Origin of the sequence: Nocardia ninae NBRC 108245, assembly GCF_007990755.1 — a bacterium.
GTDB classification, from domain to species: domain Bacteria; phylum Actinomycetota; class Actinomycetes; order Mycobacteriales; family Mycobacteriaceae; genus Nocardia; species Nocardia ninae.
Genome location: NZ_BJXA01000031.1, coordinates 25,593 through 46,406, shown reverse-complemented (window position 1 = coordinate 46,406; position 20,814 = coordinate 25,593). Strand labels below are relative to the sequence as shown.

General features: G+C 67.2%; 19 protein-coding genes. 9 read left to right on the top strand and 10 right to left on the bottom strand.

Annotation, left to right across the window (positions count from 1 at the left end):
- The first annotated feature begins 205 nt into the window (after window positions 1-205).
- The 3 genes from NN4_RS46635 to NN4_RS22360 all read left to right on the top strand — a co-directional run bounded on the left by NN4_RS46635 (window position 206) and on the right by NN4_RS22360 (window position 3,277).
- Complete coding sequence (locus NN4_RS46635) at window positions 206-1,747, top strand: M28 family metallopeptidase (RefSeq protein WP_147134708.1); 1,542 nt, start codon at window positions 206-208, stop codon at window positions 1,745-1,747.
- Window positions 1,748-2,097: 350 nt separating this feature from the next.
- A complete protein-coding gene (locus NN4_RS22365) occupies window positions 2,098-2,748 on the top strand; it encodes a TetR/AcrR family transcriptional regulator (RefSeq protein WP_147134706.1) in 651 nt (216 codons plus the stop codon).
- Complete coding sequence (locus NN4_RS22360; protein WP_186818568.1) at window positions 2,738-3,277, top strand: HAD domain-containing protein; 540 nt, start codon at window positions 2,738-2,740, stop codon at window positions 3,275-3,277. The genes NN4_RS22365 and NN4_RS22360 overlap by 11 nt, the downstream gene beginning before the upstream one ends.
- A gap of 176 nt (window positions 3,278-3,453) precedes the next feature.
- Here NN4_RS22360 and NN4_RS22355 read toward each other — a convergent pair whose 3' ends face one another.
- Both NN4_RS22355 and NN4_RS22350 read right to left on the bottom strand, forming a co-directional pair.
- Entirely contained in the window at window positions 3,454-3,987 is a 534-nt protein-coding gene (locus tag NN4_RS22355) for a DUF3145 domain-containing protein (protein ID WP_147134702.1), read from the bottom strand.
- Between the two features lie 94 nt (window positions 3,988-4,081).
- Window positions 4,082-4,915: a serine hydrolase domain-containing protein gene (locus NN4_RS22350; protein ID WP_147134699.1), complete on the bottom strand. Its 834-nt coding sequence runs from the start codon at window positions 4,913-4,915 to the stop codon at window positions 4,082-4,084.
- 42 nt (window positions 4,916-4,957) lie between these two features.
- Here NN4_RS22350 and NN4_RS22345 point away from each other — a divergent pair, with 42 nt between their 5' ends.
- The 4 genes from NN4_RS22345 (at window position 4,958) to NN4_RS22330 (ending at window position 7,891) form a co-directional block, all read left to right on the top strand.
- Window positions 4,958-6,151 carry a serine hydrolase domain-containing protein gene (locus NN4_RS22345; protein WP_147134696.1) on the top strand — a complete coding sequence of 398 codons (1,194 nt, stop codon included), beginning with the start codon at window positions 4,958-4,960 and terminating at the stop codon, window positions 6,149-6,151.
- A gap of 43 nt (window positions 6,152-6,194) precedes the next feature.
- Window positions 6,195-6,728, top strand: a complete 534-nt coding sequence (locus tag NN4_RS22340; RefSeq protein ID WP_147134693.1) for a GNAT family N-acetyltransferase — start codon at window positions 6,195-6,197, stop codon at window positions 6,726-6,728.
- A gap of 86 nt (window positions 6,729-6,814) precedes the next feature.
- Window positions 6,815-7,162 carry an iron chaperone gene (locus NN4_RS22335; protein WP_147134690.1) on the top strand — a complete coding sequence of 116 codons (348 nt, stop codon included), beginning with the start codon at window positions 6,815-6,817 and terminating at the stop codon, window positions 7,160-7,162.
- Between the two features lie 99 nt (window positions 7,163-7,261).
- Complete coding sequence (locus NN4_RS22330; protein WP_147134687.1) at window positions 7,262-7,891, top strand: peroxiredoxin-like family protein; 630 nt, start codon at window positions 7,262-7,264, stop codon at window positions 7,889-7,891.
- Between the two features lie 42 nt (window positions 7,892-7,933).
- Here the strand turns inward: NN4_RS22330 and NN4_RS22325 are convergent, their stop codons facing one another.
- The 3 genes from NN4_RS22325 to NN4_RS22315 form a co-directional block, all read right to left on the bottom strand.
- Complete coding sequence (locus NN4_RS22325) at window positions 7,934-9,064, bottom strand: NDMA-dependent alcohol dehydrogenase (RefSeq protein ID WP_147134683.1); 1,131 nt, start codon at window positions 9,062-9,064, stop codon at window positions 7,934-7,936.
- 144 nt (window positions 9,065-9,208) lie between these two features.
- The gene (locus NN4_RS22320; protein ID WP_147134680.1) at window positions 9,209-9,739 is read right to left on the bottom strand and encodes a DinB family protein; all 531 of its coding nucleotides are present in this window, start codon (window positions 9,737-9,739) and stop codon (window positions 9,209-9,211) included.
- A gap of 71 nt (window positions 9,740-9,810) precedes the next feature.
- On the bottom strand, window positions 9,811-10,875 hold the full coding sequence (locus NN4_RS22315; RefSeq protein WP_147134677.1) for a phosphotransferase family protein: 1,065 nt from the start codon (window positions 10,873-10,875) through the stop codon (window positions 9,811-9,813).
- A gap of 80 nt (window positions 10,876-10,955) precedes the next feature.
- Between NN4_RS22315 and pabB the strand changes: the two genes are divergently transcribed.
- Both pabB and NN4_RS22305 read left to right on the top strand, forming a co-directional pair.
- Window positions 10,956-13,199, top strand: a complete 2,244-nt coding sequence (gene pabB / locus NN4_RS22310) for an aminodeoxychorismate synthase component I (protein ID WP_147134675.1) — start codon at window positions 10,956-10,958, stop codon at window positions 13,197-13,199.
- A 131-nt stretch (window positions 13,200-13,330) separates the two neighbouring features.
- Window positions 13,331-15,253 (top strand): TerD family protein, encoded by a 1,923-nt coding sequence (locus tag NN4_RS22305; RefSeq protein WP_147134672.1) that lies wholly within the window; start codon window positions 13,331-13,333, stop codon window positions 15,251-15,253.
- A gap of 2 nt (window positions 15,254-15,255) precedes the next feature.
- On the opposite strand, the gene NN4_RS22300 is transcribed toward NN4_RS22305, so the two are convergent.
- From NN4_RS22300 to NN4_RS22280, 5 genes are all read right to left on the bottom strand, one after another.
- Window positions 15,256-15,981 (bottom strand): TetR/AcrR family transcriptional regulator, encoded by a 726-nt coding sequence (locus NN4_RS22300; RefSeq protein ID WP_135235718.1) that lies wholly within the window; start codon window positions 15,979-15,981, stop codon window positions 15,256-15,258.
- Window positions 15,982-16,008: 27 nt separating this feature from the next.
- Window positions 16,009-17,238 (bottom strand): cytochrome P450, encoded by a 1,230-nt coding sequence (locus NN4_RS22295; RefSeq protein ID WP_135237927.1) that lies wholly within the window; start codon window positions 17,236-17,238, stop codon window positions 16,009-16,011.
- 118 nt (window positions 17,239-17,356) lie between these two features.
- On the bottom strand, window positions 17,357-18,496 hold the full coding sequence (locus NN4_RS22290; protein ID WP_186818567.1) for a winged helix DNA-binding domain-containing protein: 1,140 nt from the start codon (window positions 18,494-18,496) through the stop codon (window positions 17,357-17,359).
- A 1-nt stretch (window position 18,497) separates the two neighbouring features.
- Window positions 18,498-19,898 carry an epoxide hydrolase family protein gene (locus tag NN4_RS22285; RefSeq protein WP_147134666.1) on the bottom strand — a complete coding sequence of 467 codons (1,401 nt, stop codon included), beginning with the start codon at window positions 19,896-19,898 and terminating at the stop codon, window positions 18,498-18,500.
- 122 nt (window positions 19,899-20,020) lie between these two features.
- Window positions 20,021-20,809, bottom strand: coding sequence for a phytanoyl-CoA dioxygenase family protein (locus tag NN4_RS22280; protein WP_147134663.1), 789 nt, complete (start codon window positions 20,807-20,809; stop codon window positions 20,021-20,023).
- Window positions 20,810-20,814: the final 5 nt, after the last annotated feature.

Genomic DNA, 20,814 nt, shown 5'->3' with positions numbered 1-20,814 from the left:
TCCCTGCATCGTATTCCGGCGGCACACACCGGCCGAGGTGAAGTAGCCGACTGCTCAGTCGGCGTGCATGCGGAACTGTGCCGAGCGGTTGCAGAAAACCAACCGGGGCAATGGCTTTCCCCACTTGAACTGGGGTACCACCGAAGCGGCGTAGCGGTTTAACTTCCGACTATCGGGATTTTTCCGTCCCTTTGGAGGAGCCGACATGCCCCATATTTTCAGCCGCGTCAGAGCAAGCCGCGTAGTCCCCGCAGCCGCCGCGCTGCCGCTCGTTTTCTCGCTCGCACTCGCCGGGTCCGCATTCGCCGAACCCGCCGCGCCGCCCGAGCAACAATTGGCCAGCTCGATGCAGGCACCGAACATCAAACGGCACCTGCAGGAGTTCCAGAAATTCGCCACCGCCAACGGCGGCACCCGCGCCTCGGGCACGCCCGGCTACGACGCTTCCCGCGACTACGTCGCCGCGAAGTTGCGCGGCGCCGGCTACCAGGTGACAACGCAGCAGTTCGACTTCCCGTTCTTCCGGGAACGGTCGACGGCGGCCATGGAACAGGTCTCCCCCGAGGCCAAAACCTATAAGCCGACCCCGCCCGGCAGCAGTGAGCTCGGCGATTTCGCCACCCTGACCTATTCCGGCTCGGGTACCGCGAACGCCACGGTGCAAGCCGTCGACCTGACCCTGCCGCCCACGCCGGAACCGAGCTCGACCTCCGGCTGCGAGGCCCAGGACTTCGCCGGCTTCACCGCGGGCAATATCGCACTCATCCAGCGCGGCACCTGCCCCTTCGCCGACAAGGCCCGAAACGCCCAGACCGCAGGCGCTTCCGGCGTGATCATCTTCAACGAGGGGCAGCCCGGGCGCACCGACACCTTCACCGGAACGCTCGGCGGACCCGGCATCACCGTGCCGGTGGTCGGCGTCAGCTTCGCCATCGGCCAGGACCTCGCCTCCCCGGCGAACACGGTCGTCCGGCTGAAGACCGACACCGAGAGCACCATGCGCAAGACCCACAACGTGCTGGCAGAGAGCAAGCGGGGCAACGCGGACAAGGTCGTGATGGCCGGTGCGCACCTCGACTCCGTGCTCGCGGGTCCCGGCATCAACGACAACGGGTCCGGCAGTGCCGGGCTGCTCGAGGTCGCGCTGCGGATGGCTCAGCTGCCGCCGAAGAACAAGGTGCGGTTCGCCTGGTGGGGTGCCGAAGAGTTGGGCTTGCTCGGCTCTGAGCACTACGTGGCGACCCTGCCCGAGGCGGAGCGCAACAAGATCCGGCTCTACCTCAACTTCGACATGATCGGTTCGCCGAACTTCGCGTACAAGATCTACGACGGTAGTGCGGGTCCGGCCGGTTCCGCCGAGATCGAGAAGGCTTTTGCCCGCTACTTCGACTTCCTCCGTCTGCCGCACGTCAGCACGCCGCTCGACGGGCGTTCGGACTACGGGCCGTTCATCGCGGCGGGGATCCCCGCAGGCGGGCTGTTCACCGGGGCCGAGGGCATCAAGACGCCCGAGGAGCAGCAGATGTTCGGTGGTGAGGCGGGCAAGCCCTACGACGCCTGCTACCACGGAGCGTGTGACACGACCAGCAATATCAACGACAAGGCGTTGGCCGTGAACACCGGTGCGATCGCCTACTCGGTCGCGACGTTCGCGCTCAGTGACAACCCGCCCGGCGGCACGACGCCGAAAGCTGCTGCCGCGCAACGCGGGAAGGTGCACGACCACCACGGTGGGCTCATCAAGTAGGGAGGTCGGCGCGGTCGTTTCCGGACACCGACCGGGTCGAACACCCACCACAACTGAATACCTGAATATGGGGGGAACACATCCCGGCACGGACCTGACCGTGCCGGGATGTGTTGCGCAACCGGACATCGCCCCTTCACCGCGCCTACCACCGCAAAGCAGCCTCCCTTCACACTTCCCCATCACGTCAGGCCCGAAGCAGCACATCGAGGGGGAACTGGTGGTGGCAACGCCCGAGAGATCCCTGCACCAGTTCCCCCTCGATCAGAGCACGACCGAGGTCGGACGCCTACCTGGTACGGGCGTATCATCAACCCCTTCCGGAGGCGGGCGAAAGGCGGGTGGTGCGGATGCCGAAATTGGTCGACCACGACGTGCGGCGGCGGGAGATCACCACCGCGGTACGCAATGTCATGGCTCGGGGCGGACTGGAAGCCGCGACATTTCAGTCGGTAGCAGCAGAGGCCGGCATCTCAGTTCGCTTGGTGCAGTACTACTTCGGCACCAAACGCGAATTCCTCCTGGCAACCCACCGTGCGGTCCTCGAGGATGCCGCGAACCGATTCGGCCAGCGCTTGGCCGCCCTCGGCACCGACGCCGCCCCCCGTGACGCCCTGCGCATCATCCTCACCGAACTACTCCCCCTCGACGAACCCCGCCGCCAAGACACCATCGTCCTCGACGCCTTCTTCGCCGCAGCCCTCACCAGCGGTGAGTCGTTCGCCATGGCCGACGCCATCGGCGGGTTCCTCCCCCTCGTCGAAGTCATCGCCCACTACCTCCGCCGAATCCGCCAGCTCGACCCCACCACCCCCGCCCCGCCAATCGACCTCGACGCCCACCTGATCGCCTTCACCATCGTCGGCCTAACCCAATCCGCCCTGGACCCCACCACCGCAACCTCAGCCCCCGCATTGCTCGAGCGCCTCTTCGACCGCATGCTCGGTCCAGCGCCGGAAGACCCTGTCCCCCAGCACTATCGTTCAACGGGTGACCAATGAAGAGCGCCCACTGCTCTTCCTCGACGTCGACGGACCGCTACTCCCTTTCGGAATAACCACTCGTTCCAACCCAATCCCCAACTCCCACTTAGCAAGACTGCGACCAGAAGTCGGACGCCATCTCGCGGCACTCCCCTGCGACCTGGTCTGGGCCACCACCTGGAACGAAGACGCGAACACCGAAATAGCGCCACGGCTCGGCCTCCCCCAACTGCCGGTAATCGCCTGGCCGGACTCATCCGACGACGACCAGCACGAAGACCGATGGTTCGGACTCCACTGGAAAACCCGAACCCTGGTCGCCTGGGCCGCTGGCCGCCCCTTCGTCTGGATCGATGACGAGCACACCGACTCCGACCGCGAATGGGTAGCCGACCACCACCCCGGCCCAGCCTTGCTCCACCACGTCGAGGCCTCCCGCGGTCTCGACGACGAAGACTTCACCATTCTCCGAGAATGGCTTCGTCGTCCCAACGATAATCACACACCGTCAACCCGTAGCGATGGCGGCAATCCCCAACGGGCGTAAGCATTCTCCGGGGAGCGGAGATCACATCGCAAACCCGGACCACAGACACCCCGTAACCACGACTCAACGCAAGAAACATTCTCCTGACGCACGCTGCAACCGTCGTCAAGAGCCAGCTCCATACGTCAAGTCGGCAGCGCACGCGATACGGCACCCCCGCGAAGAGGAGTTGGGGCTTAGCCCACGTCTCGCCGCAACCAGGTCACCTCGGCGCCGGACTCGGTCCCGTACCGGTAGATCTCCAAATCCTCGTCCCACGGCGTGCCGAGGGCGCGGTCGATTTCGGCGGCGAGGTCGTAGGTTGTGTATTTTCCGAGTTCTCCGGCGGCTTGGAGCATGGCGCGTAGTCGCATTTCTCCGAGGGTGACGTCGCCGTTGGCGCTGGTGGATCCGTGCCACAGACCGAGTCCGGGGACGAAGCAGTAGCGTTCGCCGTCTACTCCTTCGCTGGGGTCTTCGGTGACTTCGAAGCGCAGGACCGGCCAGGAGCGCAGGGCTTGGGCGATGCGGGCGGCGGTGCCGACCGGACCCATCCATTCGCTGGTGGCGCGCAGTTGGCCGTCGGCGGGTTGGGCGGTCCAGCGCAGTTTGGCGGGGGCGGCGAGGGCCGAGGTGAGCGCCCATTCGACGTGCGGGCACAGCGCGGCAGGCGACGAGTGGATATACACCACACCCGCCGTCACGTCCGCGAACTGACTCGATGCGCGCACTACTAACACCTCCAGCGTCGACGGGGGACGTCTTCCCCAACGACCCGTCTGCTGGTGTTGCCTGAGTGTACTGGAGTGCCCGAAGTTACGTGTGTTACTTCACCGCCGTGTTGCGTGGGAGCGTCGCCTCCGCAATAACAGCATCACTGAGGGGCGGCCAGGCCGCTCTCGCCCAGTCGCCGAAATTCTGGTCGGTCAATGCGAGACACGCCAACGACGACGCGGGGTCCACCCACAAAAAGGTGCCGGACTGCCCGAAATGACCAAAAGTTCCCCCCGAATTCGAACTACCCGTCCAGTGCGGAGTCTTCCCGTCCCGAATCTCGAAACCCAGACCCCAGTCATTGGGGCGCTGCGAACCGTAACCGGGCAGCACGCCATTCAGGCCGGGGAATTGGACCGAGGTCGCCTCGGCGTGCGTCTGCGCGGAGATCAACCGCGGGTTCAGCAATTCCGCCGCGAAACGAGCCAGATCGGCCGCGGTCGACCGCCCGGCGTGCCCGGCGGGACCGGCCAGCACCGAACTGGTCATGCCCAGCGGATCGAACACCGCGGCGTGCAGATATTCCGCGAACGCGATCTCGGTCTGCTCGCCCACAAATCCCGCGAGCACCTCGAATCCGATGCTCGAATAGATGCGCCGGGTACCGGGGGCGGCCTGAATGTCGGTGGTGTCGAAGGCCAATCCGGAGGTGTGCGCGAGCAGGTGCCGCACCGTGGATCCCGGCGGGCCCGCGGGCTGATCCAGCTCGACCGCCCCCTCCTCCACCGCGACGAGCACCGCGTAGGCCACCAGCGGCTTGGTCACCGACGCGAGCGGGAACACCCGATCCACCTCGCCGGCGCTCGCCGCTGCCCCGTCTGCGGTGACGACCGCGGCCGCCGCGTGCCGAACCGGCCAATCCCTGATCTGCTCGAGTGAACGCACTCAGCGAGCGTACGAGAAGAACGCCGTTACCATCGAATGACCATGAGTGAAAAGCTGACGATCCACGGCGATGTCGAGCCCGGCTTCGGGCCCGTCGCCGACGCCTTCCGGCGCAACTTCGCCCAGCACGGCGAGATCGGTGCCGCGGTGGCGGTCTACGCGGGCGACCGGCCGGTGGTGGATCTGTGGGCGGGTCACCGCGATCGGCACCGGACCCTGCCGTGGGAGCGCGACACGATCGTCCCGGTCTTCTCCTCGACGAAGGGCCTCGCCGCGTTCACGCTCGCCTCCGCGGTGTCGAAGGGCCTGCTCGATTATGCGCAGCCGGTGGCGAAGTACTGGCCCGAGTTCGCCGCACACGGCAAAGGCGAGATCACCGTGCGCCAGCTCATCGACCATCAGGCCGGGCTGTCGGGCCTCGACCCGGTGGTACGGCTGAGTCAGATCGCCGACCTGGACGCGCTAGCGCCGATCCTCGCCGCGCAGAAACCCGCATGGCGACCGGGCACCCGGCACGGCTATCACGCGATCACCCTCGGCCTCTACCAGGGCGAACTGCTGCGGCGGGTCGATCCGCAGCACCGCACGCTCGGGCGAATCTTCGCCGAGGACATCGCGAAGCCGCTCGGACTGGATTTCTTCATCGGCCTGCCCGCCGACCAGGGGCTGGAGCGCATCGCCACCATGGCCGCCACCCGCGGCGTGGACGCGCTGCGCTACGAGCGCGACTTCCCGCTGCGCATCGGTGCCGAGATCGCCGCCAAGCGCGGGTTCGCCTATGCCGCGCTGAGCAATCCGCGCACCGGCAGTCCCGCGCGGGCGACCCGACGCGAGTTCCTCGAGGTCGAGCTACCCGGCTCGAACGGGGTCGGCAATGCCCGCGCGCTGGCCCGCGTCTACGGCGCCGCCGCGGGCCGCACCGGCGCCCTCCCCATCGATGACGCCTTGCTCGACCAGCTGGCCGCGGCCGACACCGCCGACGACGTCCCCGCCGGAGACCTGGTGTTGCACATCAAGACTCGCTATCACCTCGGCTTCCGAAAGTCCGGCGGTGAGTTCCGTTTCGGCTCCGACAAGCGCGCCTTCGGCACCACCGGCCTCGGCGGTTCCTTCGGCTTCGCCGACCCCGCAACAGGTCTCGGCTTCGGCTACTCGATGAACCGCCTCGGCCTCGCCGTCCTGGACGACGTCCGCAGCCGCAATCTCCGCCAAGCCCTGCTCCGCTGCACCCACTGACCGGATGTCCGCCACCCGCCGGGAACCCGGGCCTGCAACTGACATGGGCAGCCGGACCGTCGAACGCCGGGAACCCGAGTCTGACATAGGCAGCTGGACCGTCGACCGCGAACCCTTCGACTCCCCCACCGCCGCCGAGCTGTGGCGCGCGTACTACACCGAGGTCAGTGACCGCTGGTATCGACTGCACGAAGGCCACGGGACCGACCCCGCAGAACTCGAGCGCGAGATCGCGGCGACGGGGTGGACCGAATTGTCGCCGCCCAGTGGCGTACTGCTGGTTGCCCGGTATGACGGTGAACCTGTCGGCACCGCGGGCATCCGCCTCCTCGACACCGCGACCGCCGAGTTGAAGCGCGTCTTCCTGCGCGCGAATATGCGCGGGAAGGGCGGCGGCACCATTCTCATCGACGCCGCCGAGCAAGCGGCCCGCAGTCTCGGTGCCGCGCGAATAGTGCTCGACACCCGCCGCGATCTGGTGGAGGCCAGGGCGATGTATGCCCGGCTGGGATACACAGAGTCGACACCGCACAACGACGAGATGTATGCGGAGTGCTGGTACCGCAAGGACCTGTAACCGAACGCCAGGCCTGCCTACACTGACGATGCTCGACCCATCTTCAGCGATTCGATCGATACCCGCTCACGGAATCGAGGGACCTCGTGGCAGAGCAGCCAGCAACCATCGACGCATACATCGCCGCGTTTCCCGAAGACGTGCGCGGCATTCTCGAGGAGATCCGGCACACCATCCAGCGCGCACTGCCGGATGCGACGGAGGCGATCAGCTACGACATCCCCACCTTCAAGGTGAACGGCCACAACACCGTCCACTTCGCCGGTTGGAAAAAACACATCAGCCTCTACCCGATCCCCGACGGCGACAAAGCATTCAACCGCGCCGTCGAACCGTATCGAGCGGGCAAGGGCACGCTGAAATTCCCGCTGACCAAACCCATTCCCTACGACCTCATCGCCGAGATCGCGACCACCCTCGCCACCCGCCGCTGACCGATACGTCCGGAAATCTGTTCGCAGTCACCTCGGCCACGCGGCATGATGACCGACGTCTCGATGTCGATCGGCTGAGCCGGGGAAACAGGTTTTTTGATGTCACAGGAATTCGAGAAGATGCGGCGCATGATGGTCGAGCTGGACGAGTTGCAAGCCGAGCTCGCCCAGACCCACATTCGCAGCGCCGCGATCGTGACCGAGAACTCGATCCGAGCCGGCTACACCCTCCCCGACTTCACGCTGCTCGACGAGGCGGGCGAGCCGACGAAACTTTCCGCGGTCGCCCCGAACAGCTTTGCCGTCCTTGTCTTCTACCGCGGCGCCTGGTCGCTGCCCTGCGCCGAAGCCCTGACCCGGTATCAGCACGAACTGCTGCCCGAGCTGACCGGAACCGGCGTGCGCCTGATCGGCATCAGCCCCCAAACTCCAGAGGGCTCGGCATACACCCGCTTCCTGAACTCCCTGGAATTCCCCCTGCTGTCCGACCTCGACAACGTGGTCGCCCGCGCACTCGGCATCGGCAGCCACGCCGACCAAGCCTTCATGGACGCGATCGAGCTGGGCGGTTACGCCATCGGAAACCGCAACGCCGAAGGCGAGTGGGAACTCCCCATTCCGACCACGCTCATCATCGATCGAAGCCGGACCGTCCGATTCATCGATGTGCGCGTCGACGACATGCCGCGCACCGACCCGAACGACATTCTGGCCGAACTGCGCTCGTGACCCGGCCGAGCGCCCGGCTCGGCCCGATCACGAGCACCTCGGTTACCAGTCGGCTTCGGTGTACTTGATGATGCCGCGAATGTTCTTGCCGTCCAGCATGTCCTGGTAGCCCTGGTTGATCTCCTCCAGGGAGTAGGTGCGGGTGACCATGTCGTCCAGGTTGAGCTGGCCCGCCTTGTACAGCCGGAGCAGGTTCGGCGCGTCCTGGCGGGCGTTGCCGCCGCCGAAGATGCAGCCCTTCACCGTCTTCTGCAGCATGGACAGCAGGAAGCTGTTCATCTTGACCTCGCCGGCGTCCATCCGGCCCATCGAGGTGACGACCAGGGTGCCCGCCTTCGCGGTGAGGATCAGGCCCTCTTCGATGTAGTCGCCGTGCATCTCGCCCATGGTGAGAATGACCTTCTCGGCCATCCGCCCCTCGGTGACATCCATGATCGGCATGATCGCGGCGGCCATACTCTCGTAGGTGTGCGTGGCGCCGAACTTCTGCGCCTGCTCCCGCTTCCACGGATTCGGGTCGATGGCAATGACTTTCGACGCGCCGGCGAGCACCGCGCCCTGCAGCGCGCTCATGCCGACCCCGCCGATGCCCGCGATCACCACGGTCTCCCCCGGCGCGACCTGCGCGACGTGGGTGGACGAGCCGAAGCCGGTCGGCACGCCACAGCCGACCAGGCAGGCCACCTCGAACGGCACGCTCGGGTCGATCTTCACCACCGAGGTGTGGTGCACCGTCATGTACGGCGCGAAGGTGCCGAGCAGGCACATCGGGATGACGTTCTCGCCACGCGCCTGGATCCGGTAGGTGCCGTCGCTGATCGCCTGGCCCATCAGCAGTCCGGCCCCCAGATCGCACAGCGCCATATTGCCGCTCACACAGGACGGACAGCGCCCGCAGGCGGGGATGAACGACAGGATGACGTGGTCGCCCACCTGCAGGTCGGCGGGGCAGTTCGGCCCGAGCTTGGTGATCACGCCCGCGCCCTCGTGCCCGCCCATCACCGGATAGGCGGGCATCGGCGTCGCGCCGGTCACGATGTGATGGTCCGAATGACACATGCCCGCTGTCTCCAGCCGGATCTGCACCTCACCGGAGACCGGATCGCCGACCTCGATCTCTTCTACCGACCACGGTTGGTCGATCCCCCACAGGATCGCGCCCTTCGTCTTCATTCCTGTCGACCCTCTCGCATGCACGTGCTTATATGTGACTGCACCCACACTACGAGAAAAGTGGAACGCGTTCTAGTACCGAGTCGAAATTTCAGCGGGACCGGTGGTCGAGGCTTCGGAACACGTTCTAGTCCTGGGACGATTTCAGCAGCGCACATCGTGCACGTGATGGACCAGATCGTGGATGAAGTAGCGCGCGAACGACTCCACCGTGAAGACAGCGCCGTCGCTGCGCTCACCGCGCAGGTCGCGTGCGGCGGGCGGCACGGATTCGAAGGAGCGCGCGACCGCTTCGGCGGCGACGGCCAGTTCGGCGGAGACCTGCGCCGGGTCCTGCTTGTCATAACGGTCGGCCACGGCGGTCTCGTCCTGATCCCAGTTCGCGAACTGCGGCACCGCGCCGTCGGCCGCGCCGAGCAGGATCAGATTGAGGCGGGTATCGAAGAGCCGGCACACGTCGCGCACGTGTGCGCCGTACTCGAGCGGGGACCAGGTGGCGTCGTCCGGACGCACCCGGACATCGGGACGGTCGAGCACCTCGGCGAATCGCGCCGCACTCTCCCGCACCAGTGGCGGCACATCCTCGTAGCTGATCGCGTCGGGGTCGAAACCACAATCGGGACAAGCACGTTCGACCACCCAGGTCCAGTTCTTCACATCAGGAACGATCGGCATGCGCCAAAGATATATTGGCTGAATATGGTCAACCATAGATATTCAGCCAAGTGTCGGCAACATCCCGACAATCACTCCATCAGGCGGTGCGCGCGCTCGAACAGCTCCAGCGTGATGGCGTGCAGGAAGTCGCCGACCTGCTTGGGCGCCTTACCCGCGAACGCGCGGGCATGCGTACCCTCCAGCACGATGCCGAGCTTGAAGCAGGCGAGCACGGTGTACCAGGGCACGGCGCTGAGATCGCGATCGGAGAATTGCCCGTAGTGGGCCACCATCTCGTCCGGAGTCGGCAGCCCGCCCGCGGCACCGAGCTTGCCGACCAGCGCGGCGCCAGTGGTGCCCGGCTCCGGCCGAGTGGCGATCTGCCAGCCCAGATCGAGCAGCGGGTCGCCGATGGTGGACATCTCCCAGTCGACCATGGCCGCGACCTGCGGGCCGTCGAAGGCGAACATCATGTTCGCCAGATGGCAGTCGCCGTGCAGGATGCCCGGGGTCCACTGCGCGGGCCGGTTGCGGTCCAGCCACTCGCCGGTCCGCTCGACACCGGGGATCTCCGGGCCGGGGTAGCCCTCGTTGGCCGAGTACGACTCGAGTTCGCCGAGCCAGCGCGGCACCTGACGTTCCAGGAAGCCGTCGGGCTTGCCGTAGTCGGACAGCCCGAGGGCCTGATAGTCGAGCGCGCCGAGCCGGGCGATGGCCTCGACCGCGGACAGCCCCATCTCCTTGCGGACGGCCGGGTCGCCCGCGTGCAACTCGGGCAGCTCGTTGGCCGGATTGAAGCCGTCGATCGGCTCCATCAGATAGAACACCGCACCGATCACCGAGTCGTCCGGGCAGGCCGCGATCACCCGCGGCGCGCGCACGTCGGTGCCGTTGATCGCGCCGAGCAGCCGGGCCTCGCGCCGGATCACCTCGTTGCTCTTCGCGCGCAGATGCTTCGGGCCGCGGCGCAGCACGTACTCCCGACCGCCGCGGCCGAACCGCAGCATCACGTTCTGCGTGCCGCCGCCGAGCGAGGTCACATCCTCGAATTCGCCTGCGGGCAGGCCCTGCTCATCCATCCACTTGCCGACGAGGGCGAAGTCGACGAGTTCGCGGTCCACGCCGACGGGTTGCGCAACAGACATGTCCAACATTGTGCACCACGGGCCGAGCCGAACTGACGGCATATGACAACAGTTGGCCGCAACCTGGGCGGCGTAGGGTTTCGGGCACCATGCGCACGTTGTTGATCGACAATTACGACTCGTTCACCTATAACCTGTATCAGCTGATCAGCGAGGTGAACGGCATCGAGCCGACTGTCGTGCGCAACGACGAGGCCGGCGAGCTGGAACTGGCCCGATTCGACAACATCGTCATCTCGCCGGGACCGGGCCGCCCGGACGTCGCCCGCGATGTCGGCATCTCGGCGGCGGTGATCGGCGCGACCGATCTGCCGCTGCTCGGCGTGTGCCTCGGCCATCAGGGCATCGTGGTCGCCGCGGGCGGAATCGTCGCCGCCGCGCCCGCCGCCCGGCACGGATACCTCGACCGGATCGAACACGACGACCGCGACCTGTTCGCCGGGCTCCCCCAGGGTTTCACCGCCGTGCGCTACCACTCGCTGAGTGCCCAGCGGCCGCTGCCGGACAGTCTGGAGATCACCGCGGTGGCCGCCGACGGGGAGATCATGGGGGTGCGTCATCGCAGTCGGCCGCAGTGGGGCGTGCAGTTCCATCCCGAGTCGATCGCCAGCGAATTCGGCGCCGCGCTGTTGCGCAACTTCGCGAAACTGACTGCGGCACACCGGGCGCGGGCCACCGGACGGAACCCGAGCGCGCGAGCGGAGCCGGTGACGATGCGGCTGCGACCGGTCACCGTCCCGCAGCCCAGCGCCGCCCGAACACTTTCGGAGACAACACAATCCACCCTGTCCCACGAGCAGTTCCCAGCGCTGGTGGAGCAATTCGGCGCGATGGGAAGCAATCTCGCCGCTGGGCCGGCGCGCCCCGGCATCCTGGATCGCTACGGCGGCCCGCCCCGGCACTGGCAGCTCCAGCACGCCGTGCTCGAGCGCGCGATCGATACCGAGAGCGCGTTCGTGCGGTTGTACGGCAACTCCCCCACCGCATTCTGGCTCGACAGCGAGCACGTCGAGCCGGGCCTGGATCGGTTCTCCTTCCTGGGGGATGCGAGCGGACCGCTGGCGGAGGTGGTGCGCTACCGGGTCGGCACGGGCGAGGTGACCGTCGAGTCCTCCGACGGCCATCGCCGGGTCGTCGCCGGCGGTGTGCTCGACTATCTGGCCGCCGAGTTGCGGCTGCGCCGGCTCGAACTTCCCGATCTGCCTTTCGATTTCGCGGGCGGGTACGTCGGATACCTCGGCTACGAGGTGAAGGCCGATTGCGGCGGCCAGGCCGCCCATCGGGCACCGACGCCCGACGCGCAGTGGATCTTCGCCGACCGGATCGTGGTGGTCGATCACGTCGGCGGGCGCACCCACCTGCTGTCCCTGACCGATTCGACCGTCGACTCGCTGCGCGCGGGCGCCGACTGGCTGCGCGACACCGGCGAAACCCTGGAAACCCTGCCGACCTGGGCGAATCCGCCCACGCTCGAGGTGCCGTCGGACGGCGACACCGTCGAACCGCTACTGACCCGCGGCCGGGAACGCTACCTCGCCGACATCGCGATTTGCCGGGAGCGGCTGCTCGCGGGCGAGTCCTACGAAATCTGCCTCACCGACGGCGCCACCGTGCCCGCCGCCGAGGACGACGGCCTCGATTTCTATCGCACGCTGCGCCGCTGCAATCCGGCGCCGTACGCGGCGTATCTGCGGTTCGACGATCTCGAGGTCGCCTGCTCGTCACCGGAGCGCTTCCTGAAGATCGACCGGAGCCACACGGTGGAGAGCAAGCCGATCAAGGGGACCGCCCCGCGCGGCGCCACCCCCGCCGAGGACGAGCGGCTGGCTCGCGAGCTGGCCGACAGCCCGAAAACCAGGGCCGAGAACCTGATGATCGTCGACCTCTTGCGCAACGACCTCGGCCGGGTCTGCGAGATCGGCAGCGTGCACGTGCCGAAGCTGATGGCCATCGAGTCGTATATGACCATGCACCAACTGGTTTCCACGGTGCGCGGCACGCTGCGCCCCGGCGTCGGCGTGATCGACTGCCTGCGCGCGTGTTTCCCGGGCGGCTCGATGACCGGTGCGCCGAAGCTGCGCACCATGGAGATCATCGATGAGCTGGAAACCGAAGCGCGCGGCATCTATTCGGGCACCATCGGCTTCCTCGGGCTCGGCGGCACCGCCGATCTCAACATCGTGATCCGGACCGCCGTACGCTACGACGGACACTGGCGGATCGGGGCGGGCGGCGCCATCGTGCTCGACTCCGACGCCGAGGACGAGTACCACGAGATGGTGTTGAAGGCCGCCGCCACCTTGCGCGCGGCGACCGACCGCGTCGGTCGCTGAGCAGATTCTTCCGAACTGACCCGAAACCCCGTCGACGGCGGGGAAGAACCCCTGGATACGGCCCACGGCCCGCCGAGTGGAGGGGTCGGCGGAGTCGGCGTGTCGGAGGGTCGTGGCATAGTTCGAGCACGATGAAACTCAGCAAAGGCGCTAATGCAGCGGTACCGACATCCCTTCTTGCCGTGGTTGTTTCGTGGCGGTCGGCGCATGCGGTAGACGCGCATGCCCTTTTGCTCGGCGAATCCGGGACGGTGCGCACCGATCGGGATCTGGTGTTCTACAACGCCCCCCGGCATGTTTCCCAGGCGGTGACGCTGGATCAGGAGCCTGCCCCGCAGACCGCCCGACTGAGCGTTTCGCTGCCACGCACCGAGCCGGACGTGGACCGGATCGTGCTGGCCGGGTCGCTCGACGAGGGCACCTTCGGCGACATCAGCGGTCTGACCCTCACCATCCACGACGCGCACGGGCCGATGACCGAGTTCGTGATCGAGGACGCCGATCCGGTCACCGCGCTGATGTTCGGGGAGTTCTATCGCAGGGACGGCCAGTGGCGGTTCCGCGCCATCGCGCAGGGCTGGTCCACCGGACTGGCCGGGCTGGTCACCGAATTCGGGGTCAGCGTCGACGAGGCGGATGAGCGGCGAACCACGCACCCGGCGAACTCATTCGGCGGCAGCCGATCAGCACGCGAGGCGCACCCGTTCGGCGGCGACAACCGCTCAGTGCATCCGGCGGACCCGTTCAGGGGCGACAACCGCTCGGCACATCCGACGGACCCGTTCGGTGCCGACAACCCCTCGGCAGAACCGACCGCCCCGGCGTTGGAGCACATCCCCACGGACACACTCGACGCGGCACAAGCACCGACGAATCCACGCATGCGGCAGACGGATCTACTCGACCAGCCACCCACCCGCTCGCCCTACGCCCGACCGGTCGACCTGGCCCGTCGCCTCGCCGACCCGCCGCCCGCACCCGCCCCGCCACCGAACCCCGAACTCGCCGACTGGCATCCGGACCCCGAGGACCCGGCGCGCCTGCGCTGGTGGGACGGGACCGAGTGGACCACCGCCACCCACCGGCGCCACCAGCCGAGCGACCGGCACTGCGCGCGGTGCGCGAACCTGCGGCGCCGCAAGCTGTTCGGCGGGCTCGCCCCGTGCCAGTTCTGCGCGGCCGAGATCGAGGAGTTCCTCACGCACTGGCACACCCAGGCGTGGCGGGTGCTCACCGGTCACGGCCCGCGCGGCCCCGAGTGGGCGGCGCTGTGGGCGTCGCTGCGCTATCAGCGCATCGAGGAGCAGGCGGGCCGCGAGGCCCTGCGCGATGTGGCGCTCAGCTATGTGGAGCGGTTGGTCACCTTCACCTTCGCCGACGGCGAGGTCGAGCACGACGAGTTGGCGGCGTTCGAGCACGCCGTCACCGAACTGGCGCTGACCGGACCGCTCGTCGAGGACCTGCGGCGGCGAATGCATCGGGGGCGCACGCTGTCCCGGCTACGTAGCGGCGATCTACCCGTGATGCGAACCCCTGGCCTGCATCTGGATCCCGAGGAGAAGGTCCATCTGGATCTGCCCGCGGTGCACGTCCGCCAACTGGCTCGCGGGCCGCGGCTCACCGAGGGCAGGATGATCGTCAGCAACAAGAAGCTGCGCTTCGTCGGCCACGGCACCGGCACCGAATTGCCATGGACCCGTGTCGTTTCCGTGCACGCCGAGCAGGACACGGTGGTGCTCGCGGCCACGTCGTCGCGCGGCGGCGCCACCTTCACCGTCGCCGACCCGGACTACGTCGCGGCCGCACTGGAGGGCGCGCTACGGGTGGCCAAACGACTGATCCTCACCCCCGGCCAGCGCGACACCCGCAGCATTCCGCAGGAGGTGAAAGCCGAAGTGTGGCAACGCGACGGCGGCAAGTGCGTCGAATGCGGCGACAGCCACTACCTGGAGTTCGACCACATCATCCCGCTCAGCCGCGGCGGCGCCACCAGCGCCACCAACCTGCAGATCCTGTGCCGAGCCTGCAACCGCGCCAAGGGCGCCCGCATCTGAGCTCACTCGGTGAGCAGGCCTGCGGTGCGACCGAGGTCGACCAGCATCGCGTCGAACAGGATCTCCGGGTTGGACAGCGGGATCGGGTAGTTACCGAAGACCTCGAGCGTGACGTGGCCGTACAGGCGCGCCCACATCTGAATCATCAGATACATCACGCCAAGATCGAGCTTCTCCGCCGGGAACTTCTGTCCGGTCTCCGAGAGCGCCGCGAGCAGCTCGGTCTGGAAGTGCACCAGGTCCTCGCGCAGCTCCGGCGGGATGACGTCGGTCGGCGGCGTCACGATGGCGTAGTTGGCCAGTAGCCTGCCCGCCGCGGCGAGGAAGATCCGCCCGAACGGCTCGGAGAAGCGGCGCAGCGCGCGGGCCTCGCCGCCGCCGGGCGAGGCGAACACCAGGGTGAACTCCCTGGTGTGCGCCAGCGCCCAGCGTCGAAATCCCTTACAGATGGCGAAGAACTGGACCACGCCGTCGTCGGGCAGCGCCGCGATCTCGGCGGACAGCTCGTCGGCGAGATCGGCGCAGAACTCCAGGCGCAGCCGCTCCAGCAGGTCGTCCAGCGACCCGTAGTACCGGTACAGCGCGGGGGCGGTGATACCCAGCGCACGCGCGATCGCGCGCAGGCTCACCGCGGCTTGTCCTTGTTCGACAAGCAGCGTCCTGGCCACCCGCCGGATCTCGGCGTCGGTCACGATCGGCGAGCGGCCCCGGGGTTTGGGGTTACTCATCCTGTCATTCAAGCGTATTCGGCCAGTTCAGGCATATTCGACATCCCACCGCTTAATCCCATTCAGCCAGCCTGAACGCAGCCGCACCGGTTCGGCGACCTGGCGCAGGTTCGGCATCGCGTCGGCGATGGCGTTGAACATCAGGTCGATCTGCAGCCGGGCCAGGTTGGCGCCGACGCAGTAGTGGGTGCCGGTGCCGCCGAAACCGACGTGCGGGTTGGGATTACGTAGCACGTCGAAGCTGAACGGATCCTGGAACGCCTCCTCGTCGAAGTTGGCCGAGCCGTAGAACAGTCCGAGCCGCTGACCCTTCTTGATCTGCTGGCCGCCGAGCTCCAGATCCTGAGTCGCGGTGCGCTGGAAGGCATTCACCGGGGTGGCCCAGCGGACGATCTCGTCCGGCGCGGTGCGCGGGCGCTGCGCCTTGTACAGCTCCCACTGGTCCGGGTTGTCCACGAACGCCTTCATGCCGTGGGTGATCGAGTTGCGGGTGGTCTCGTTGCCGGCCACCGAGAGCAGGATGACGAAGAAGGCGAACTCGTCCGAGGCCAGGCCCTCGCCGTCGATGTCGGCGTTGACCAACTGGGTGACGATGTCGTCGGCCGGACACTTGCGGCGGTCCTCGGCCATGTTCCAGGCGTAGCCCATCACCTCGGCCGTCGCGACCTGGTGATCGCCCTCGAATTCGGGGTCGTCGTAGGAGATCATCTGGTTGGACCAGTCGAAGATCTTCTTGCGGTCCTCCTGCGGGATACCGATCAGCTCGGCGATGGCCTGCAACGGCAGTTCGCAGGCGACCTGCTCGACGAAGTCGCCGCCGCCGGACTTCTTCGCCTCGTGCACGATCTTCGCCGCCCGCTCGGTGAGCGCGGCGCGCAGGTTCTCGATCGCGCGCGGCGTGAAGCCCTTGGAGATGATGCGCCGCACCTTGGTGTGCTTGGGGGGATCGAGGTTGATCAGCAGCATGTCGCTGAGCATGCCGATCTGCTCCGGAGTGACGTCCTCGTTGAACCGGATGATGGAACCGTTCTCGTGCGAGGAGAACAACTCCGGGTGCTTCGAGATCTCCTTGATGTGGTCGAGCTTGGAGACCACCCAGTAGCCGCCGTCGTCGAAGCCGCTGGCCCGGCCGGACTGCGCGCACCACCACACGGGAGCGGTGCGGCGCAGCTCGGCGAACTCCTGCACGGGAAGTCGACTGGCGAGCACGTCGGGGTCGGTGAAGTCGAATCCCGCGGGAATCGAGGGCGTGGTCACGGTCACGGCTAACTCCTACCGGTCTGGGCTGCAGACCTCACGACATTGTGTGGAACACGTTCCAGAGATGATGGAACCACAGAACCGAGGTTGGTGAACAGTGTTTAGTAAAACCCGTTTACTTGATTCTGTACGGGAGCAGCCGAACGTCGTGGTGGGTGCCCGCCGGCGTCGCGAAGGCCAGGAGGTTGTGCGCCTCGGCTTCGATCGCGGCGCGGTCCGTCGCGGCCAGTGGACGCAGGGGGCGGACCGTCAGTGCCTCGCTGTCGTCGATCCGGGTGCGAGTCCAGATCGCGGCGACCGTTCCGTCGACGAGCACCGTCGCGGCGACGCCCGCCCCGACGCAGACCTCGGCGCGCACCTCTTTGGTCATGATCCGGGTCCGATCGGCATGGGCGAGCAAGGTCGCGTCGAACTCCGGTAGCAACCGCACCGGAGCGGGCACGTCCGGGTCCGGTCGTGGTGCATCCGGGAGGTCGAACAGCTCCCTGCCGAGTTCATCGGTGTAGCTGCGCAATTCGGGTCGCAACTGTTCGAACACCGCACGCAGTCCGCTTACCCCCGACCAGGCCCGTGCGTCGGCGGCGGTGGCGGGGCCGAAAGCCGCGAGGTAGCGCCGCACCAGCTGCCGCCGGCCCTCTTCTGTTGCCGCCGAGGGCATTCCGATCCACTCGGTGCCTGCGAACGGCGTTGCACCGCGGACGTTCCAGGTGCCGCTCGGCGCCGGGTGTACGACCGGCACCAGGTACTGCGCAGTCCATCCGAGGGCGGTCGGGTCCGCGCCGGGCCGTTGCTCTGCCAGCAGTCTGCCCAGTTCGGGCCTGGTCAGTACCTGTCCATCGGCCAGCAGTGCGGTGGCGTCGGCGACCAGAGCATCGAGGTCGATGCCCTCGGTGCGACGCCCGAACGCGTTGCGCTGCACCCGAAGCAGCAGCGGCGCGAGCAGCGGCCGGACCAGCCGGAAGTCCGGCACCGACATCAGGTGCTGGGTGGCGCGCATCATCGTGGAACGCACCAGGGTGCGGTCCTCGATCGCGGCGGTGAGGTCGCCGATGGCGAAGTCTGCCAGTCTGTTCCACAGCGCCAGGTACGGCAGGTTCGGATCCTGGGCGTTCAGGCCCAGCACCTGCTCGACCGCCGCTGCGACGGAAAGGGTTGTCCGCCGCAGCAGTAGCTGGCGTTCGAGCAGGGCGCGGTTGAGTGCCCGCGAGCTCAGCACGTCGGACCGGGTTCGCCGCAACGGCTCGCGGGCGGCCATCTCAGGCGAGCTTCCGGAAGAAGACGCGCAGGTCATCTACCACGGCTTGCGGTTCCTCCATGGCGAGGAAATGTCCGCCGCGGCCGAGCTCGGTCCAGTGCACGATGTGGTGATCGCGCTCGGCCCAGGAGCGAATGGTCACGTCGTGGGCGGAGACGAGTACACCGGTCGGCACCGTAGAGCGTGCCGCGGTCGCCCAGTCATTGCCCTGTCCGGCGGCCCACTCGCTTTCGGACTCTTGGCCGGTCGCCGCGGTGCCCCAATCACTTTCGGGTTGCGCGATGCCGCCCTCGTCTCCGGCCTCCACCACGACCCTCGGGGTTCCAGCAGACTGGCCAGCGGTCCCCGCGCCATCCCAAGTGCCCTCGGCCCCTTCAGGGTTAGCCGCTCCACCCCATTCGCCTGCCGATGGTTCGACTCCCTCTGCCGCCGACCAGTCGGCGGAACTCCAGTCGTTGGCGGAGATCTCCTCGTAGTAGATCTGCGCCGCCGAGCCCGCGGTCCCGGTCAGCCAGTACAGCGAAACGTCGAGCAGCATGCGGTCCCGATCGATAGCGTCCTCGGGCAGACCATCCTCGGGCATGGTCAGCTCCTTGAACATCTCCACCATCCAGGCCAGCTGGCCGACCGGAGAATCGTTCAGCCCGAACGCCACCGTCTGCGGGCGCTTCGAATTGCATTGCAGGTAAGCATCGTTGAAGTTCTGCATGCGCTGCCAACGCTGTTGCTCGCCCTCGCTGAGCCCGTCCATCTCCCCTTCGATGCCCATCGGGAAGGTGATCATCGCGTTGACATGGACGCCGACAACGCGATCCGGATCCTGCCGACCGACCTGTGGCGCGACCCACGAGCCGGTGTCGTAGCCGTGCACCCCGTACCGGTCGTAGCCCAGCCTGGCCATCAGCTTCGCGAACACCGCCGCCATCTTCGCCGCGTTCATGCCGGGACCGGCCAGCGGAGTCGAGAATCCGAAGCCGGGCAGCGACGGAATCACCAGGTGGAAGGCGTCGGCCGGATCACCGCCGTGCGAGCGCGGATCCGACAGCGGACCGATCACATCGAGGAAGTCGGTCACCCCACCCGGCCAGCCGTGCACGAGCAGCAAGGGCGTCGCGTCCGGCTCGGGCGAGCGGACGTGCAGGAAGTGGAGGTGCTGCCCGTCCACCTCGGTGGTGAACTGCGGATGCTCATTGAGTAGCGCTTCCTGTGCCTGCCAGTCGAATTCTGTGCGCCAGTATTCGGCGAGGTCTTTCAGGTACTCGACCGGTACGCCTCGACTCCAGCCCACGCCCGGCAGCTCGGCGGGCCAGCGGGTGTTCGCCAGCCGCGCGTGCAGGTCGTCGAGCTGCGCCTGCGGGATCTCGATGCGGAAGGGGCAGACGCTCTCCGGTGTCTTTGTCATGAACACAACGGTATTGAGCCCTTAGGACAGGTTCGTTCCTAACGAACCAAGCAGTTTCGGCAGACCAGAACGCCGCCCGAGCGCCGGATGCGGCACGGACGGCGTTCGTCTCGTTCGGATGGCTAGCCGGTCGAGCCGACCAGCGGATAGCGGTCGGTGTCGAAGGGTTGTCCGGGCTCGATCCCGGGCACCTCGTCCTGATACGTCGGCTCGGCACTCACCGGAGCGGGGTTGTAGGTTGCCGCGGCATCCATGTATACCGTCGCCAAACTTATTCGGGCCGTGTCTGTTTCGTTGACCCCGGCCATATGCACCAGCCGGGCATCGTGGAAAGTGCAATCACCCGCGCGCAGCGGCACGGTGACCTGCGGCCACCAGCGCAGCTCCGGATGCGCGTCGAAGGGGTCCACGAACGAGGCCTCGTCGGCTTGCGGCAGTTCGTGGGACCCGGGGATAAAGGTCAGGCAGCCACGCTCGACCGGCACGTCGACGAGCGCCACCCACGCCGTCAACGTCGATCCGGCGATCGGAAAAGCCGGGGCGTCGATGTGCAGCGGTGTTCGCGTTCCGCCGGTGGTTCGCTTGCGCAGCAACTCGCTCTTGAACATCCGCAGCGGCCGCCCGGCGAGCCGCTCCGCTATCCCGGTGATGCCGGGGTGCAGCGCGAGCTTGCGCATGACCGCGCTCTTCGCCTCCGGTTCGGCAACCCAGTCCATCACGTTGCCTTCGTCCGGCGTGTCCCAGGAGATTTTCTGATGCCGCTCCAGCTGTTCCTGCGCGTCGGCGAGGAACTGCGCCACCTCATCGGCGCTGAGCACGCTCGGGACGTGCAGGTAACCCCGGCTGCGGTAGCTGTCCACCAGGTCGGGCGAAAGCGTCTGGGAGGTAACAGTATTCATCGAGTTGGTCATGACTC

What these genes read in the sequence shown, in the direction of transcription:
- NN4_RS46635 (WP_147134708.1), top strand. Translation starts at nt 206, where the DNA reads ATGCCCCATATTTTCAGCCGCGTCAGAGCAAGCCGCGTAGTCCCCGCA.
- NN4_RS22365 (WP_147134706.1), top strand. Translation starts at nt 2,098, where the DNA reads ATGCCGAAATTGGTCGACCACGACGTGCGGCGGCGGGAGATCACCACC.
- NN4_RS22345 (WP_147134696.1), top strand. Translation starts at nt 4,958, where the DNA reads ATGAGTGAAAAGCTGACGATCCACGGCGATGTCGAGCCCGGCTTCGGG.
- NN4_RS22340 (WP_147134693.1), top strand. Translation starts at nt 6,195, where the DNA reads ATGGGCAGCCGGACCGTCGAACGCCGGGAACCCGAGTCTGACATAGGC.
- NN4_RS22330 (WP_147134687.1), top strand. Translation starts at nt 7,262, where the DNA reads ATGTCACAGGAATTCGAGAAGATGCGGCGCATGATGGTCGAGCTGGAC.
- NN4_RS22325 (WP_147134683.1), bottom strand. Translation starts at nt 9,064, where the DNA reads ATGAAGACGAAGGGCGCGATCCTGTGGGGGATCGACCAACCGTGGTCG.
- NN4_RS22320 (WP_147134680.1), bottom strand. Translation starts at nt 9,739, where the DNA reads ATGCCGATCGTTCCTGATGTGAAGAACTGGACCTGGGTGGTCGAACGT.
- NN4_RS22315 (WP_147134677.1), bottom strand. Translation starts at nt 10,875, where the DNA reads ATGTTGGACATGTCTGTTGCGCAACCCGTCGGCGTGGACCGCGAACTC.
- pabB (WP_147134675.1), top strand. Translation starts at nt 10,956, where the DNA reads ATGCGCACGTTGTTGATCGACAATTACGACTCGTTCACCTATAACCTG.
- NN4_RS22305 (WP_147134672.1), top strand. Translation starts at nt 13,331, where the DNA reads ATGAAACTCAGCAAAGGCGCTAATGCAGCGGTACCGACATCCCTTCTT.
- NN4_RS22300 (WP_135235718.1), bottom strand. Translation starts at nt 15,981, where the DNA reads ATGAGTAACCCCAAACCCCGGGGCCGCTCGCCGATCGTGACCGACGCC.
- NN4_RS22290 (WP_186818567.1), bottom strand. Translation starts at nt 18,496, where the DNA reads ATGGCCGCCCGCGAGCCGTTGCGGCGAACCCGGTCCGACGTGCTGAGC.
- NN4_RS22285 (WP_147134666.1), bottom strand. Translation starts at nt 19,898, where the DNA reads ATGACAAAGACACCGGAGAGCGTCTGCCCCTTCCGCATCGAGATCCCG.
- NN4_RS22280 (WP_147134663.1), bottom strand. Translation starts at nt 20,809, where the DNA reads ATGACCAACTCGATGAATACTGTTACCTCCCAGACGCTTTCGCCCGAC.